Origin of the sequence: Bradyrhizobium sp. U531, from assembly GCF_051710265.1 — a bacterium.
GTDB lineage: Bacteria > Pseudomonadota > Alphaproteobacteria > Rhizobiales > Xanthobacteraceae > Bradyrhizobium.
Map to the genome: position 1 here is coordinate 323,592 of NZ_JASVEN010000001.1, position 15,649 is coordinate 339,240.

The 15,649-nt window shown below is 65.0% G+C and carries 19 protein-coding genes; 16 read left to right on the forward strand and 3 right to left on the reverse strand.

What is annotated here, in order from left to right; translation table 11 throughout:
• Positions 1 to 56 precede the first annotated feature (56 nt).
• From QRQ56_RS01545 to adhP, 11 genes are all read left to right on the forward strand, one after another.
• Positions 57 to 503, forward strand: coding sequence for an SRPBCC family protein (locus QRQ56_RS01545; protein WP_438737113.1), 447 nt, complete (start codon positions 57 to 59; stop codon positions 501 to 503).
• 149 nt (positions 504 to 652) lie between these two features.
• Positions 653 to 1,138 carry a (2Fe-2S)-binding protein gene (locus tag QRQ56_RS01550; protein WP_438737115.1) on the forward strand — a complete coding sequence of 162 codons (486 nt, stop codon included), beginning with the start codon at positions 653 to 655 and terminating at the stop codon, positions 1,136 to 1,138.
• A 27-nt stretch (positions 1,139 to 1,165) separates the two neighbouring features.
• On the forward strand, positions 1,166 to 1,972 hold the full coding sequence (locus tag QRQ56_RS01555; protein ID WP_438737117.1) for an FAD binding domain-containing protein: 807 nt from the start codon (positions 1,166 to 1,168) through the stop codon (positions 1,970 to 1,972).
• Between the two features lie 60 nt (positions 1,973 to 2,032).
• Entirely contained in the window at positions 2,033 to 2,971 is a 939-nt protein-coding gene (locus QRQ56_RS01560; protein WP_438737118.1) for an AAA family ATPase, read from the forward strand.
• A 163-nt stretch (positions 2,972 to 3,134) separates the two neighbouring features.
• Complete coding sequence (locus QRQ56_RS01565) at positions 3,135 to 4,337, forward strand: vWA domain-containing protein (RefSeq protein WP_438737120.1); 1,203 nt, start codon at positions 3,135 to 3,137, stop codon at positions 4,335 to 4,337.
• A gap of 11 nt (positions 4,338 to 4,348) precedes the next feature.
• Complete coding sequence (locus QRQ56_RS01570; RefSeq protein WP_438737122.1) at positions 4,349 to 4,672, forward strand: XdhC family protein; 324 nt, start codon at positions 4,349 to 4,351, stop codon at positions 4,670 to 4,672.
• A gap of 2 nt (positions 4,673 to 4,674) precedes the next feature.
• Complete coding sequence (locus QRQ56_RS01575) at positions 4,675 to 5,376, forward strand: XdhC family protein (RefSeq protein ID WP_438737124.1); 702 nt, start codon at positions 4,675 to 4,677, stop codon at positions 5,374 to 5,376.
• The gene (locus tag QRQ56_RS01580) at positions 5,373 to 6,977 is read left to right on the forward strand and encodes an NTP transferase domain-containing protein (RefSeq protein ID WP_438737126.1); all 1,605 of its coding nucleotides are present in this window, start codon (positions 5,373 to 5,375) and stop codon (positions 6,975 to 6,977) included. The genes QRQ56_RS01575 and QRQ56_RS01580 overlap by 4 nt, the downstream gene beginning before the upstream one ends.
• A gap of 194 nt (positions 6,978 to 7,171) precedes the next feature.
• Complete coding sequence (locus QRQ56_RS01585) at positions 7,172 to 7,561, forward strand: DUF4189 domain-containing protein (RefSeq protein WP_438737128.1); 390 nt, start codon at positions 7,172 to 7,174, stop codon at positions 7,559 to 7,561.
• Positions 7,562 to 7,627: 66 nt separating this feature from the next.
• The gene (locus QRQ56_RS01590; RefSeq protein WP_438737130.1) at positions 7,628 to 8,038 is read left to right on the forward strand and encodes a DUF2000 family protein; all 411 of its coding nucleotides are present in this window, start codon (positions 7,628 to 7,630) and stop codon (positions 8,036 to 8,038) included.
• A gap of 137 nt (positions 8,039 to 8,175) precedes the next feature.
• On the forward strand, positions 8,176 to 9,201 hold the full coding sequence (gene adhP, locus QRQ56_RS01595) for an alcohol dehydrogenase AdhP (RefSeq protein WP_438737132.1): 1,026 nt from the start codon (positions 8,176 to 8,178) through the stop codon (positions 9,199 to 9,201).
• 59 nt (positions 9,202 to 9,260) lie between these two features.
• On the opposite strand, the gene QRQ56_RS01600 is transcribed toward adhP, so the two are convergent.
• Genes QRQ56_RS01600 through QRQ56_RS01610 form a run of 3 tightly spaced genes read right to left on the reverse strand, consistent with a single transcriptional unit; the run spans position 9,261 to position 10,483 of the window.
• The gene (locus QRQ56_RS01600) at positions 9,261 to 9,674 is read right to left on the reverse strand and encodes a GFA family protein (protein WP_438737134.1); all 414 of its coding nucleotides are present in this window, start codon (positions 9,672 to 9,674) and stop codon (positions 9,261 to 9,263) included.
• 12 nt (positions 9,675 to 9,686) lie between these two features.
• Positions 9,687 to 10,151: an SRPBCC family protein gene (locus tag QRQ56_RS01605; protein ID WP_438737136.1), complete on the reverse strand. Its 465-nt coding sequence runs from the start codon at positions 10,149 to 10,151 to the stop codon at positions 9,687 to 9,689.
• A complete protein-coding gene (locus QRQ56_RS01610) occupies positions 10,148 to 10,483 on the reverse strand; it encodes an ArsR/SmtB family transcription factor (RefSeq protein ID WP_438737138.1) in 336 nt (111 codons plus the stop codon). The genes QRQ56_RS01605 and QRQ56_RS01610 overlap by 4 nt, the downstream gene beginning before the upstream one ends.
• Positions 10,484 to 10,593: 110 nt before the next feature.
• On the opposite strand from QRQ56_RS01610, the gene QRQ56_RS01615 reads away from it, so the two are divergent.
• The 5 genes from QRQ56_RS01615 (at position 10,594) to QRQ56_RS01635 (ending at position 15,589) form a co-directional block, all read left to right on the forward strand.
• Positions 10,594 to 11,280 carry a TetR/AcrR family transcriptional regulator gene (locus QRQ56_RS01615; RefSeq protein ID WP_438737139.1) on the forward strand — a complete coding sequence of 229 codons (687 nt, stop codon included), beginning with the start codon at positions 10,594 to 10,596 and terminating at the stop codon, positions 11,278 to 11,280.
• Entirely contained in the window at positions 11,277 to 12,065 is a 789-nt protein-coding gene (locus QRQ56_RS01620; protein WP_438737141.1) for an HlyD family secretion protein, read from the forward strand. Before QRQ56_RS01615 ends, QRQ56_RS01620 begins: the two co-directional genes overlap by 4 nt.
• Positions 12,062 to 12,994 carry an ABC transporter ATP-binding protein gene (locus tag QRQ56_RS01625; RefSeq protein WP_438737143.1) on the forward strand — a complete coding sequence of 311 codons (933 nt, stop codon included), beginning with the start codon at positions 12,062 to 12,064 and terminating at the stop codon, positions 12,992 to 12,994. The genes QRQ56_RS01620 and QRQ56_RS01625 overlap by 4 nt, the downstream gene beginning before the upstream one ends.
• Entirely contained in the window at positions 12,991 to 14,172 is a 1,182-nt protein-coding gene (locus QRQ56_RS01630; protein ID WP_438737145.1) for an ABC transporter permease, read from the forward strand. Before QRQ56_RS01625 ends, QRQ56_RS01630 begins: the two co-directional genes overlap by 4 nt.
• Positions 14,173 to 14,281: 109 nt before the next feature.
• Entirely contained in the window at positions 14,282 to 15,589 is a 1,308-nt protein-coding gene (locus tag QRQ56_RS01635) for an adenylate/guanylate cyclase domain-containing protein (RefSeq protein ID WP_438737147.1), read from the forward strand.
• Positions 15,590 to 15,649 lie beyond the last annotated feature (60 nt).

Below are 15,649 nucleotides of genomic sequence, written 5' to 3' on the forward strand. Positions count from 1 at the left end.
CGCGTCCCTGCGTTACTTGAACAGCACTATAATTACGCGATCCGGGAGGTACTCTCATGGCCATGACGATGAACGGCGAAGTCCAGCTTGCGGCGCCGCGCGAGGCCGTCTGGGCCAAGCTCAACGATCCCGAGGTGCTGAAGGCCTGCATCCCCGGCTGCGAAGAGCTCGAGAGGACCGAAGACGGCGGCTTTCGCGCCACCGCGAAGATGAAGGTCGGTCCGGTGTCCGCCCGCTTCAAGGGCAAGGTCACGCTGTCCGATCTCGATCCGCCGAACGGCTACAAGATCTCCGGCGAGGGCGAGGGTGGGGTCGCCGGCTTCGCCAAGGGCGGCGCGGTGGTCAAGCTGGCGGAGAAGGACGGCGGCACGCTGCTCTCCTACGAGGTCGAGGCGCAGATCGGCGGCAAGTTGGCGCAGCTCGGCCAGCGCCTCATCAACGGCGCCGCCAAGAAGCTGGCCGACGAGTTTTTCACGAACTTCGCCAAGGCCGTACAGAGCTGAAGGTCCAAGACCTTTAGCATGGCGTCTTCGGCATGGCGCCTTGCGCCCCGGGCGATGTTGCCCCGGGGCATATTGGCCCATATGATGGGTTGGAATAATTATAAGAACCGCTTCGACGGGACCCGTTGGGGCGCTGATAGAGAGTGCTTATGGCAAAAATCTCCCTCATCGTGAACGGCAATCCTGTTACGGCCAACGTCGATCCCCGCACCCTGCTGGTGCAGTTCCTGCGCGAGAATCTGCATCTGACCGGCACCCATGTCGGCTGCGACACCTCGCAGTGCGGCGCCTGCGTCGTGCATCTCGACGGCAAGGCCGTGAAGTCCTGCACCACGCTTGCGGTGATGGCCGACGGCCACGAGGTCAAGACGATCGAGGGACTGGCCGCCGACGGTGCGCCGCTGCATCCGATGCAGGAGGCTTTCCGCGAGCACCATGGCCTGCAGTGCGGCTTCTGCACGCCCGGCATGATCATGACCGCGATCGACATCGTCCATCGCAAGGGCCACGAGCTCGACGACCATACGATCCGGGAAGAACTGGAAGGCAATCTCTGCCGCTGCACCGGCTACCAGAACATCGTCGCCTCGATCTCCGCCGGCGCCAAGGCGATGGCGAAATCCGATCTCGCGTAACGCGCATCCCGCGACCAGGACATTCAGATGTACGAATTCAGATATCATCGCCCCGGGACCGTTCGGCAGGCTGCCAACCTTCTGGTGAAGAACGAAGACGCCAAGCTCATCGCCGGCGGTCACACGCTGATTCCCGTCATGAAGCAGCGCCTCGCGAGCCCTCCGCATCTGGTCGACCTCTCCCATATCGAGGGGCTCAACACGATCGAGATGAAGGGCCGCTCGCTGGTGATCGGTGCCACCGCCAAGCACGCCGAGGTCGCGACCTCCGCGATCGTCGGTGAGGCTATCCCCGCACTGGCCAATCTCGCGAGCCAGATCGGCGATCCCGCCGTGCGCCACAAGGGCACGCTCGGCGGCTCGCTCGCCAACAACGATCCGACCGCGGACTATCCGGCTGCCGTGCTTGCGCTGGGGGCGACCATCGTCACCAACAAGCGCCGTCTCAAGGCCGAGGAATATTTCCAGGGCCTGTTCTCGACCGCGCTGGAAGCCGACGAGATCATCACCAAGGTGATGTTTCCGCTGCCGAAGAAGGCGGCCTACATCAAGTTCCGCAACCAGGCCTCGCGCTACGCGCTGGTCGGCGTGTTCGTGGCGCGGCGTCCGTCGGACGTGCGGGTCGCCGTGACCGGCGCCGGCTCCGAGGGCGTATTCCGCGTCACCGCGTTCGAGGAAGCGCTGAAGAAGCGCTTCGCGTCGAAGGCGATTGAGGGCATCGACGTGCCGGCGGAAGGTCTCAACAGCGACATCCATGGCAGCGCCGAATACCGCGCACATCTCATCGGGGTGCTGACGCGCCGTGCCCTCGATGCCGCCAACGCCAAGGAGTGAGTGAACCTCACGCCTCGGCCAAACTTGTCCCGGTAGGGGCATAGCGAGACTGGCTTTTTCATGACTTCAGCGACCAGTTCTACCGGTGCCAATACTTCAGTTGTATTGCCGGCATCGGTCGATGCGATGCTCGAACTCTTGACCTCGCGCGGCTATCTCGCCGAGCGATCGCTGGCCACGGTGACGTATCTGTCGCTGCGCATGGGCCGGCCGCTGTTCCTCGAAGGCGAGGCCGGCGTCGGCAAGACCGAGATCGCCAAGGTGCTGTCGGCAGCGCTGGGGCGGAAGCTGATCCGCCTGCAGTGCTATGAGGGCCTCGACGTATCCTCCGCGGTCTACGAGTGGAATAGCGCGGCGCAGATGATCGCGATCCGGATGGCGGAAGCCGCCGGCGATACCGATCGCGATCAGCTCTCCTCGGACATCTTCGCCGACCGCTACATGATCAAGCGGCCGCTGCTGCAGGCGCTGGAGCCCGACGTGGCAGGACCGCCGGTGCTGCTGATCGACGAGCTCGACCGCGCCGACGAGGCCTTCGAGGCGTACCTGCTCGAGATCCTCAGCGACTTCCAGGTGACGATCCCCGAATTCGGCACGGTGAAGGCGCCAAGCCCGCCGATCGTCATCATCACCTCCAATCGCACCCGCGAGATCCACGACGCGCTGAAGCGGCGCTGTCTCTATCACTGGGTCGACTACCCCGCGGCCGAGCGCGAGCTCGCGATCGTCAAGACACGCGTGCCCGGCATCTCCGCAAAACTGTCGCAGCAGGTCGTGCGCTTCGTGCAGGCCTTGCGCAACCAGGACTTCTACAAGTCGCCTGGTGTCGCCGAGACCATCGACTGGGCGACCGCCTTGTCCGAGCTGGACGCCCGCTCGCTGACCCCGCAAGTGGTCGGCGACACGCTGGGCGCGCTGCTCAAATATCAGGACGACATCACCCGCATGCAGGGCGAGACCTTGCAGAAGGTGCTGAAGGAAGCGACGAGCGAGAATTGACGCGCGTCAAATTGCGCTCGTCATTCCGGGGCGCGCGGAGCGCGAACTAGGTGCGCAATTGCGCACCTGAGAATCCATCGTTCTGCGGAGTTGGTGGATGAATGGATTCCGGGTTCGCGCCCAAGAGGGCGCGCCCCGGAATGACGACCGAGAGTGCTGAAACATGGCCATCAACCACTTGGCGCCCGAGCAGACCGAGCAGTTCGCCGACAACATCGTCGGCTTCGCCCGCGCGCTGCGCTCTGCCGGCATGCCGGTCGGGCCCGGTGCCGTCATCGATGCCATGAGCGCGCTGCAGGTGATCGACATCGGCAATCGCGCCGACGTCTTCGCCACGCTGGAGGCGATCTTCGTCAAGCGTCATGAGCATGCGCTGATTTTCAAGCAGGCCTTCAACCTGTTCTTCCGCGCGTCGGAAGAATGGAAGCACATGCTGGATTCGGTGCCGCTCCCGGAGCAGGCCAAGAAGAAGCCGCAGGCCGGCGCACGCCGCGTGCAGGAGGCGATGTCGCAGCCGCGCATGACGGAGACGCCGCAGCACCAGGAGCAGGATCTGCGCCTGTCGGTCTCCGATAAGGAAATTCTTCAGAAGAAGGATTTTGCGCAGATGAGCGCGGCGGAGATCACCGAGGCGCTGCGTGCCATCGAGCGGATGCAGCTTCCGCAGGCCGAGCTGATCACGCGCCGGCATCGGCCCGATCCGCGCGGACTTCGCCTCGACCTGCGCCGTACGCTGCGCGCATCCCTGCGCACCGGCGGCGACATCGTCGACATTCATCGGCTCGGGCGGATCGAGAAGCCGGCGCCGATCGTCGCGCTGCTCGATATCTCGGGTTCGATGAGCGAATACACCCGCCTGTTCCTGCATTTCCTCCACGGTATCACCGATGCCCGCAAACGGGTCTCGGTGTTCCTGTTCGGCACCCGCCTCACCAACGTCACCCGCGCGCTGCGGCAGCGCGATCCTGACGAAGCGCTCGCGAGCTGCTCGGCCTCGGTCGAGGACTGGGCCGGCGGTACGCGGATATCGGCCTCGCTGCACAACTTCAACAAATTGTGGGCGCGGCGCGTGCTAAGCCAGGGCGCCATCGTGCTGCTGATCTCCGACGGGCTGGAGCGGGAGGCCGATTCCAAGTTGGCCTTCGAGATGGACCGGCTGCACCGGTCCTGCCGCCGGCTGATCTGGCTCAACCCGCTGCTGCGGTTCTCCGGCTTCGAGGCCAAGGCGCAAGGCATCAAAATGATGCTTCCGCACGTTGACGAATTCCGCCCGGTGCATAATTTGAGTTCGATCCACGAGCTGATCAGCACGCTCTCCCGGCCGCTGCCGCCGCATCACCGCAGCCTGATCCGCTCCGCAGCCTGAGAGGAAAAACCATGCTCGATCGCGACGAGGATATCCTGAAGGCGGCGGAGGACTGGCAGAAGGCCGGCCGTGGCGTCGCATTGGCGACTGTCGTTGAGACCTGGGGTTCGGCGCCGCGCCCGGCTGGTTCGAGTCTCGTCATCAACGACGAGGGCTCGTTTCTGGGGTCGGTCTCCGGCGGCTGCGTCGAGGGCGCGGTGGTCACCGAGGCCATGGATGTGATCCAGAGTGGCAAACCGCGCATGCTGGAGTTCGGCGTCGCCGACGAGACCGCCTGGAATGTCGGGCTGTCCTGCGGCGGCACCATCCGCGTCTTCGTCGAGAAGGTCGGTTAGCCGTGAAGCTCGCAATCCTGCACGAACTCAATGCCGAGCGCACCGCGCGCCGGCCGGCGATCCTGGTGACCGACACCGAGAGCGGCGAGCAGCGCCTGGTGAAGGCGCAGGATTTTGCCAGAGATCCTCTGCGCGCCGAGCTGGAGAAGCAGCTTCGCATGGGCAAGAGCGCCAATGTTGAAGCCGGCGGCAAGAAGCTCTTCCTCAACGTCTACGCGCCGACCGCAAAGCTCGTCATCATCGGCGCGGTCCATATCAGCCAGGCGCTGGCGCCGCTGGCGCGCTCGCTCGGCTATGACGTGACGGTGGTCGATCCGCGCACGGCCTTTGCGAGCCCCGAGCGCTTCCCCGACATTCCGCTCGTCGCCGAATGGCCGGACACCGCGCTGCCGCCGCTCAATGTCGATGCCTACACGGCGTTCGTCGCGGTGACGCACGATCCCAAGATCGACGATCCCGCGTTGCTGCATGCGTTCGAGCGCGGCTGCTTCTATATCGGAGCGCTCGGTTCGCGGAAGACGCACGCCAAGCGCGGCGACCGGCTGCGGGCGCAGGGCGCGAAGGAAAGCGACATCGCGCGCATCCACGCGCCGATCGGGCTTGCGATCGGCGCGGTGTCACCGTCCGAGATCGCGGTGTCCATCATGGCCGAAATCACGGCGGTGCTCCGCCTGCCTCCCAAAGAAAAAGAAGAAGCGGCATGAAATTCGGCCCGGCGAACCCCAAGGATGCCATCGGCGGGGTGACCGTCCACACCCTGCGCCAGGGACCGCTGGTGCTGAAGAAGGGCACGACCATCGGCCCCGCCGAGGTCGAGGCGCTCACCCGCGCCGGCATCAAGGAGATCGTCGTGGTGCGCATGGAGGCGGGCGACGTCTCCGAGGACGTCGCGGCCGCGGGAATCGCGCTGGCCGTCGGCGGCGAGGGCATCCATGTCGAGCGCGCCTTCACCGGCCGCGCCAATTTGTTCGCCGCGCGCCCCGGCGTGCTGGTGATCGACCGCGCTGCGGTGGATCGCATCAACAACATCGACGAGGCCATCACCTTTGCAACGCTCACCGCCTACAAGCCGGTGGTCGAAGGCGAGATGGTCGGCACCGTCAAGATCATCCCGTTCGGGGTCGAAGGCGACTTGCGCGATGCCGCGGTGAAGGCGGCGGGCAGGGACGTGCTGAAGGTCGCGCCTTACGTGATCAAGCGCGTCGGCGTGGTTTCGACGCTGCTGCCGGGCCTGTCCTCCAAGGTGATCGACAAGACGCTGCGCGTCACCGCCGAGCGGCTTGCGCCGGCCGGCGCCGGCATCATCGCGGAGCGACGGGTGCAGCACGAGGAAGCTGCGCTGTCGGCTGCGATCAAGGAACTGCTCGGCCTCGGTGCCGAGCTCGTCATCGTGTTCGGGGCCTCCGCGATCGCGGACCGCCGCGACGTGATTCCCGCGGCCGTCACCGGTATCGGCGGCGAGATTGAGCATTTCGGCATGCCGGTCGATCCCGGCAATCTCCTGCTGATCGCGCGGGCCGGCGGCGTGCCGGTGCTGGGCGCGCCGGGCTGTGCGCGCTCGCCGGTCGAGAACGGGTTTGACTGGGTGTTGATGCGGCTGCTCGCCGGCATCAAGGTGACGCGGTCCGAGTTGATGGGCATGGGCGTCGGCGGCCTGCTGATGGAGATCGTGACGCGGCCGCAGCCACGCGCCAAACCCGAAACCGAGGGCAACAGCCACGTCGCCGCCATTGTGCTCGCGGCGGGACGCTCCACGCGCATGGGCGGCCCGAACAAGCTGCTCGCCGAGCTCGACGGCAAGAAACTGGTGCGCCTTGCGACCGAGCAGGCGCTGGCGTCGAAGGCCTCCGAGGTGATCGTCGTCACCGGCCATCAGGCCGATCTGGTCGAGCAGGCGCTGCAGGGCCTGAAAGTGCGCTTCGTCCGGAATCCGGATTTCGCCGGCGGCATCGCAAGCTCGGTCAAATCCGGCATCGCCGCCGTGTCCGATGCCAGCGACGGCGCCGTGGTCTGCCTCGGCGACATGCCGCTGATCGATGCCGGCCTGATCGACCGCCTCATCGACGGCTTTGCGCCGGATCGCGGCAATCTCATCGTCGTGCCCGTCAGCGAAGGCCGCCGCGGCAACCCCGTGCTGTGGTCGCGCCGCTTCTTTAGGGAATTGATGACCCTCGACGGAGATATCGGCGCGCGGCATCTGATCGCCAAGCATACCGAGGCCGTGGCCGAAGTGCCCGTGGATGGCGAGAGTGCCTTCCTCGACATCGACACGCCTCAGGCGCTGGAAGCTGCCCGGCGCGGATGAAGCTGCGTAGGGCGGATTAGCCGAAGGCGTAATCCGCCGTTGTGTTTCCCCGCGGAAACGAAAGAGGCGGATTACGCTCCGCTAATCCGCCCTACGGGACCTCTCAACTCGTCGATTTCAACTCCCCGTTCACCATCTGGAAACGACCGCCGCTTAGAGTACCTCCGCCTGCCTTGGGGGGAGGGGTTTTTTCCATGGCTTCGAACGTCGTCGCGCGCCGCTGCGCGATGTTTTTCTTTGTGCTGTCGATTTGTGTCGCCGGCGCCCGCTATATTACAGAAGCCCACGCCGCCGGCGCGTTTGCGGTCGGCAAGTGCGGCGCTTATGGCCAGGCCTTCGACTATGGCCACGAGCACGACGCGCGTGCCGCGGCGCAGAAGCAGTGCAAGGGCGATTGCACCACCGTGACCATGAAGCGCGCGTGCGCCGCGATGTCGGTCGATCTCGCCAATCCCTGCGGCGCCTACGGCTACGCCGTCAAGCCGAAGATCTCCGCCTCGCTCAACGCCGCCACGCGCGAATGCTACAAGTTCGGCGGCAAGGAATGCGTGATCCGCGCCTGGGCCTGCGACGCGAAGGGCTGATTTGTCTTGCTGTCAGTCCTGGGCGATGCGTAGCATCGCTATCAGGAATGACAGTCGAGGAATTGCATGCAGTTCGATACCAAGATCGCGGTCGTGATCCGCACCGATCTTCAGGCTTGGCAGAAGCTCAACGTCGCCTCCTTTCTCACCAGCGGCATCGCCGCGGCCTTTCCCGAATGCATCGGCGAAGCCTATGAAGACGCTTCCGGCACGAACTATCATGCGCTGATCGGCCAGCCGATCCTGATCTATGGCGCCGACGGCCCGGCCTTGTCGCGCGCGCTGGACCGCGCGCTCGCGCGCAGCGTCAAGCCGGCGGTCTATACCGAGGACATGTTCAGCACGACGCACGATGCCGCCAACCGTGAAGCGGTGAGGGCGGTGGCCCGCAACGATCTCAATCTCGTCGGCATCGCGATGCGTGCGGAGCGCAAGGTGATCGACAAGATCCTCGATGGTCTCAAGTTCCATAGCTGACATGTCGGCATTCGTCGGTGTCACCGTGGTGTCATGGTGAGGGCGGCCTTGCGCAAACTTTGGGCTGTTTGACCCCCATCAAAGGCGTGCCGGGCGGCGTCGCTATCCTGTTTCGCAAGCACAACAGGAGCAGACAGATGCCGACCATGAAAGCCGCAGTCGTCAAGCAATTCGGCAAGCCGCTGGTGATCGAGGACGCGCCGGTGCCGCAGCCCGGTCCCGGCGAGGTTCTGGTCAAGGTGAAGGCCTGCGGCGTCTGCCATACCGACCTGCATGCAGCCTCCGGCGACTGGCCGGTGAAGCCAGTGCCTCCTTTCATCCCGGGCCATGAGGTTGCCGGGATCGTCGCCGCGCTCGGATCCGGCGTGAAGAATCTAAAAGTCGGAGATGCCGTCGGCGTTGCCTGGCTGCACGACGCCTGCATGTCCTGTGAATATTGCGAGACCGGCTGGGAGACGCTGTGCGAGCATCAGCACAACACCGGCTACAGCGTGAATGGCGGCTTCGCCGAATATGTCATCGCCTCGGCCGCCTTCACGGCAAAGCTGCCGGCGACGGTCGATTTCGCCGCGATTGCGCCGATCCTGTGCGCCGGCGTCACGACCTACAAGGGCCTGAAGGAGACCGAAGCCAGGCCCGGCGAGTGGGTGGTGATCTCAGGCGTCGGCGGGCTCGGCCACGTCGCGGTTCAGTACGCCAAGGCGATGGGGCTCAAGGTTGCGGCCGTCGACATCGCCGAGGACAAGCTCGCGCTTGCCCGCGAGACCGGCGCCGATCTTGCGGTGAACGCGCTCGCAGCCGATGCGGTGGACAAGGTGCTGGCGGCGACCGGAGGCGGAGCCCACGGCGTGCTGGTGACGGCGGTCTCGACCCCGGCGTTCGCCCAGGCGCTGAAGATGGTCCGGCGGAAAGGCACCGTCAGCCTCGTCGGCCTGCCGCCGGGAGAATTCCCGACGCCGATCTTCGACGTCGTGCTCAAGCGCATCACGGTGCGCGGCTCGATCGTCGGCACCCGCCGCGACCTCGATGAAGCCATCGCTTTCGCCGCCGACGGCAAGGTCAAGGCCGAAGTCGCCAAGGTGCCGCTCTCGGAGATCAACAACGTCTTCGACCGGATGAAGGCCGGCAAGATCGAGGGCCGCATGGTGCTCGATTTCGGCTGAAGCGTTTTCGAGCGAAGTGGATTCCAATTCGCGCAAAGAAAACGCGTGAATCCATCGCTTCACCCCGGCGGCATGCCCGCAAATTTTGGCAGGCTGGGATCTAGGTGATCCCAGCCGTGCCCCCGCGCGGCGTAGGTGACGACTTGCGGCTTGTAGCGGGCGGGCTCGTCGAGGCTTGCGGCGCGAATGGTGAAGATGTCGGGCATGGCCGCGAAGGTCATGTAAACGGCCGTGCCGCAAACCGGGCAGAAGCCACGCGTCTTCACATTGCCGCTGTCGCCAACCATGTCCCAGCGCGCGGCCTGGCCCGTCAACGTGACGCCGGCGCGCGCGAACGTCGCATATGAGCCGTGGCCGCTGCCGCTATCGCGCTGGCAGTCCCTGCACTGACAGTGGTTGCTGAACAGCGGCGCACCTTCAATCGAATAGCGGATCGCGCCGCAGGCGCAGCCGCCGGTATAGGGCTTGTCCATTGCGATGCGTCCTCAACTGTCTTCACCCGCGATGGCATCGAGGCGCTGCAGCACCTTGACCCAGCCGTCGCTCATGTTGCGATAGGCGGTATCGTTCTTGGGCGTCACGAAGCCCGAATGCACCACGCGCACGCGCGTGCCTGCTTCGACCGGGGTGAGGGACCAGGTGACGACCGTGTCGAGCGCCGAGCCGTAACCCGTATTGCTTTCGTCGCCGCCCTTCCAGGCATAGGCGAAGCGCTGGTTCGGCACGACCTCCAGGACGCGGCAACGGATCGTGCCGTCCCACGCGCCGGCCGGATTGGTCTTGAACGTGAAGGTGTTGCCTTCGACGGCCTCGAAGCCGGTCGGTGGCATCAGCCAGCGCGAGATCAACTCGGCGCTGGTCAGTGCCTTCCAGACGGTTGTGACCGCGTGAGGGAAGACCTCGTCGATGACGATGTTCTGAGTCTGGACCTTGGAAGCAACTGCACTCACGGATCGATCTCCTTCAACAAGTCACGCAGGTTCTGGAAGCGCTCGCGCCAGAACACGCCGTAATGGTCGATCCAGGTGACCAGGGGCTCGAGCCCTTGCGGCGCGGCGCGGTAATAGACATTGCGGCCCTCGGCCCGCTCGGCCACGAGGCCGGCCTGCTTGAGGGACTTCAGGTGCTGCGAGATCGCGCCCTGGGTGACGCCACTGCCGCGGGTCAGCTCGGCGACGCTGATCTCCTTGCTCTCGAACACGCGCTCGAACACCGCGCGCCGCGTCGGATCGGCGAGGGCGCGCATCACGGTGGTGACGGGGTTTGGAGCGGCTTCGGTCATGCCTTTCAATTAGCGATAGCTAATGAATTAGTCAAGGCTAATTCATTCCGCTCCACTCAGACGGGCGGCAATCATTGACTATGACTGACTAGTCAGTCATAAATTGCGTCATGACGAAGAAGTCGACGAAGTTGGCAAAACCGCCCGCAGAGAGCGCGGAGCATGCGCCCGCGACCGGCGGAAAGCTGCCGGCCTCGAACCGCGCTGTGCGCGCGCTGGAGCGGCGCGCGGCGATCGTGGAGGCTGCGATGGAGGAGTTCATCGCCCGCGGCTTTGCCGCAACGCGCCTCGACGACATCGCCAAGCGCGCCGGCGTGGCGAAGGGCACGATCTACCTGCACTTCAAGGACAAGGAATCGATGTTCGAAGAGCTGGTGCGCATCGTGATCGTGCCGGTGGTGGAGCGGCTGACCACGCTGCCGCCGCCGACCGGCTCGGTGCGGGACCTCATCGAGGCCTTTGCCGGAAACTTCCTGAGAGAGGTGATCGGCACCAGGCGTGGCGATCTCGTGCGGCTGATCGTGGCGGAGGGGCCGCGCTTTCCGGCCGTCGCCGATTTCTACTACCGCGAGGTCGTCTCGCGCGGGATCGCGGCCATGCGCGCGCTGATCGAGCTCGGCATCGCTCGCGGCGAGATCCAGCACAAGAACCTCGCGCGCTATCCGCAGATACTGGTCGCACCGGCGATGATTGCGGTGATCTGGCAGAGCCTGTTTGCGCGGCACGCGCCCCTCGACGCGCAGGACATGCTGCGCGTCCATCTCGATTTGATTTTTGGCGAACGGAGGACGACATGACGTCGTCGCGGGTAATCCCTGTATTTGCATTGGCCATCGTCCTCGCAACCGGTCTTGCCGGCTGCAAGGAGAAGCGCGAGCCCGGATTTCAGGGCTGGGTCGAGGCCGACATGATCTATGTCAGCCCGGATGAGGCCGGCCGCGTCACGAAGCTGAACATCCGCGAGGGCGACGAGGTCAAGGTCGGCGATCAGCTTTATTCCGTCGATGACGATCTCCAGCTCGCCGATCTCAACCAGCAAAAGGCGACGCTGGCCAACGCGCAGCAGACCTATGACCGCGCGGCCTCGTTGAGCAAGACCGGCTCGGGCACGCAAGCCAACCTCGATTCTGCGGTGTCTTCGCTACGCGTCGCCGAAGCGCGGGTGGCGACGTCGGAGACGCGGATGGCGCGGCGCAAGGGCTTTGCGCCCGTTGCCGGCACCATCCAGCAGATCTATTTCCGTGAAGGAGAGATGGTGGCGGCGCAGCGGCCGGTGCTGTCGATCATGCCGCCCGGCAACATGAAGCTGCGCTTCTTCGTGCCGGAGACCGCGCTGCCGAAGCTTTCGATCGGTGATACGGTCCGCGTGTCCTGTGACAATTGCGCGGCCGATCTCACCGCGAAGATCTATTTCATCGCGACGTCGGCCGAATACACCCCACCCGTCATCTACAGTCTCGAAGAGCGCAACAAGCTGGTCTATCTGATCCAGGCGCGCCCTTCGCGTCCCGACGCACTGCGTGTCGGACAGCCGATCGACGTCTATTTCAATCCAAAGACCCCGGTGGCGGACAAGCGATGAGCGGCGGCAACGGCATCGCGATCGACGTCAAGGGCCTGAGCAAATCGTTCGGCGGCCGTGAGGTCGTGCACGATCTGTCGATGCAGGTGAGGCGCGGATCGATCTACGGCTTCCTCGGGCCCAACGGCTCCGGCAAGACCACGACCATCCGCATCCTCTGCGGTCTGCTCACGCCCGACAGCGGCGAGGGCACCTGCCTCGGCTACGACATTCTCAAAGATGCCGAGAAGATCAAGCGCCAGGTCGGCTACATGACCCAGCGCTTCAGCCTTTACCAGGATCTTTCCGTGCGCGAGAACCTCGAATTCGTCGCGCGGCTCTATGGTCTCGCCGACGCACGCGGTGCCGCGCGCGACATGATCAAGCGGCTCGGGTTATCGGGCCGCGAGGAGCAGCTCGCCGGCGAGCTCTCGGGCGGCTGGAAGCAGCGGCTGGCGCTGGGGGCCTGCACGCTGCCCAATCCGCAATTGCTGCTACTGGACGAGCCCACCGCCGGCGTCGATCCAAAGGCGCGGCGCGACTTCTGGAACGAGATCCATGCGCTGGCCGCCGAGGGCCTCACGGTGCTGGTTTCCACCCATTACATGGATGAAGCGGAGCGCTGTCACGAGATCGCCTACATCGCCTACGGCCATCTGCTGGTGCACGGCACCGTGGAGGAGGTGATCGCGAAGTCCGCACTGACGACCTACACCGTGACCGGAGAGGATCTCAACGCGCTCGCGGCCGAGCTCACCGGCAAGGCCGGGGTCGACATGGTGGCGCCGTTCGGCACCTCGCTGCACGTGTCCGGCCGTGACGTTCCCGCGTTAGAGGCCAGCATCGCGCCGTGGCGGCAGAGAAGCGGCCTGCACTGGCATCAATCGTCGCCTTCGCTGGAGGACGTCTTCATCGAGCTGATGGGGCGCTCGAAGGACAATTTCCAATGAGCACCGCCGATCGTCCGGCTGCAGCCCGGCCCCAAACCCCGGCCTACGCCATCCGCGAGCGCTTCGGCTTTCTGCGGCGCTCCTATGCGATGCTGATCAAGGAGTTCATCCAGCTCAAGCGCGACCGGGTGTCGTTCGCGATGATCGTGATGCTGCCGGTGATGCAGCTCATGCTGTTCGGCTATGCCATCAACACCACGCCGCACCATCTGCCGAGCGCGGTGCTGCTTCAGGAGGACTCCGATCTCGCCCGCTCGATCCTGAAGGCGCTGGAGAACACCGCCTATTTCCGCTTCCTCTACGAGGTGCACGACGTCGAGGATTTCGACAACCTCCTGAAATCCGGCAAGGTGCTGTTCGGCGTCGAGATCCCGCGCGGCTTCGAGCGCGCGGTGCGGCGCGGCGAGAGGCCGGCGCTGCTGGTCGCGGCCGATGCGACCGATCCGGTGGCGGCGAGCTCGGCGATCGGCTCGCTCGGCATGATCGTGCAGACCGCGCTCAAGCACGATCTCTATATCGGCGATCCCCCGGAGATGCCGTTCGAGATCCGCGCCCATGCCCGCTACAACCCGGCGGCGTCCTCCAGCCTGAACATCGTGCCGGGCCTCGTCGGCACCATCCTCACCATGACCATGCTGATCTTCACCGCGCTCTCTGTGACGCGCGAGGTCGAGCGCGGCACCATGGAGAGCCTGTTGTCGATGCCGATCAGGCCGGTCGAGGTGATGTTCGGCAAGATCGTGCCTTACGTGCTGGTCGGCTTCGTCCAGGCCTTCCTCATCATCGGCATCGGTGTCGGCCTGTTCGGCGTGCCCGTGCTCGGCAATCTGTTCCTGCTGGCTCTGCTCTCGACGTTGTTCATCACCACCAATTTGTCGATCGGCTACACCATCTCGACGGTGGTGCAGAACCAGCTCCAGGCCATGCAGATGTCGATGATGTTCTTCCTGCCGAGCATCCTGCTGTCCGGCTTCATGTTCCCGTTCGCAGGGATGCCGGCCTGGGCGCAATATGTCGGCGAATGCCTGCCGCTGACCCACTACTTGCGGATCGTCCGCGCCATCATGCTGAAGGGCGCGACCATGCAGAATCTGCGCTTCGACACGCTGGCCCTGGCGGCCCTGATGCTGCTCGCCATGACCATCGCCGTGACGCGCTTCCGCCGCACGCTGGATTGAGGCAAACTGTCTCTCGGGTCCTTCCGGGGCGATGCGCTAGCATTGCCCCCGGAATCTCGAGATTCCGGGTTCACGGCTTCGCCGCGCACTGGAATGACAAGGGGGCGGAATGGTCAGGTTTGCGAGCAGAAGGACACGGCACCACGCCGTGCTGTCGGAAGAGTTCGAACGCGAGCTGACACGTGAAGTGCTGCGCACCGAGCTATTGCGGGTGCGGGCCCTGATCATGACGGGCTGCATCATGATGCTGCTGCTCACCGCGATCTACATGATCGATCCGACCGTGGTGAACCGGGTCTGGCGCGGAACCGAGGGGATTGTCGAGGTCTACGGCCTTCTGGTCGGCTTCATCCTGTTCGAAGTCTGGGTACACACCCAGATCAGGAAGAATCTCCGCCTCGATCGCGACCTGCCGGTGATCCGGCGCTATATCGGCACGCTGATCGAGACGTCGCTCCCGACGCTGATTCTCGTTCTGCAGATCCGGACCATGGGCGCGACCCAGGCGCTCGGCTTCGCCGTGCCGCTGATGTACTTCATCTTCGTCATCCTCTCGACCCTGCGGCTCGACTTCTGGCTCTCTGCATTCACGGGTTTCGTCGCCGCGGCCGGGCTTCTCTCCGTCGCGCTGTACTACAATTCGGCTGACGAGGCCGGCGATCCCCTGATCTATCTGCATGCCGTGCGCAGCGTCGTCATCCTGATATGTGGCGTGCTGGCGGGTGCGGTCGGTGCGCAGCTGCGTCGCCAGTTCGCCGCGAGCATTGCGGCGGCGACCGCGCGGGACCGGGTCACGAACCTGTTCGGCCAGCACGTCTCGCCGCAGGTGGTGGAGCGACTGATGGCGGCGGGCACCAGCGGGGGCGGCGATCTCCGCCGCGTCGCGGTGATGTTCGTCGATTTCCGTGGCTTCACGGCTGGTGCGCAATCGCGCAGCCCCCAAGAGGTGGTGGATCGGCTCGACGGCGCCTTTGCAGTGCTGGTGGACATCCTCGATCGCCACGGCGGCATCGTGAACAAATTCCTGGGCGATGGTTTTCTCGCACTGTTCGGCGCCCCGCTGGAGGCCTCCGATGCCGCGCAGCGCGCGGTTGCCGCAGGCCGCGACATGCTGCGCGCGATGGACCGCATCAACGCGCAGACGAGCTGGCCGCTGCGCATCGGCATCGGCATTCATTTCGGTGAGGTCGTCGCCGGCAATATCGGCTCGCCCCGGCGCAAGGAATATACGGTCATCGGCGACACCGTGAACTTCGCCTCGCGGCTCGAAGCGCTGAACAAGGAGTTCGGCTCGCAGCTCCTGATCTCCGCGACCGTGCGCGAGGCATTGGGCGAGGACGGCAGCGACGCTGTCGCGCTCGGCGAGGTAACCGTACGCGGCTATGAGCAGAAGGTCGCGGTGTTTCAATTGGGGTAGGGCGTCTTCACATGTGGGTCGCGGTTCGTTGAAGCGGGTCGCGCTTCGGTGAACGCGTGT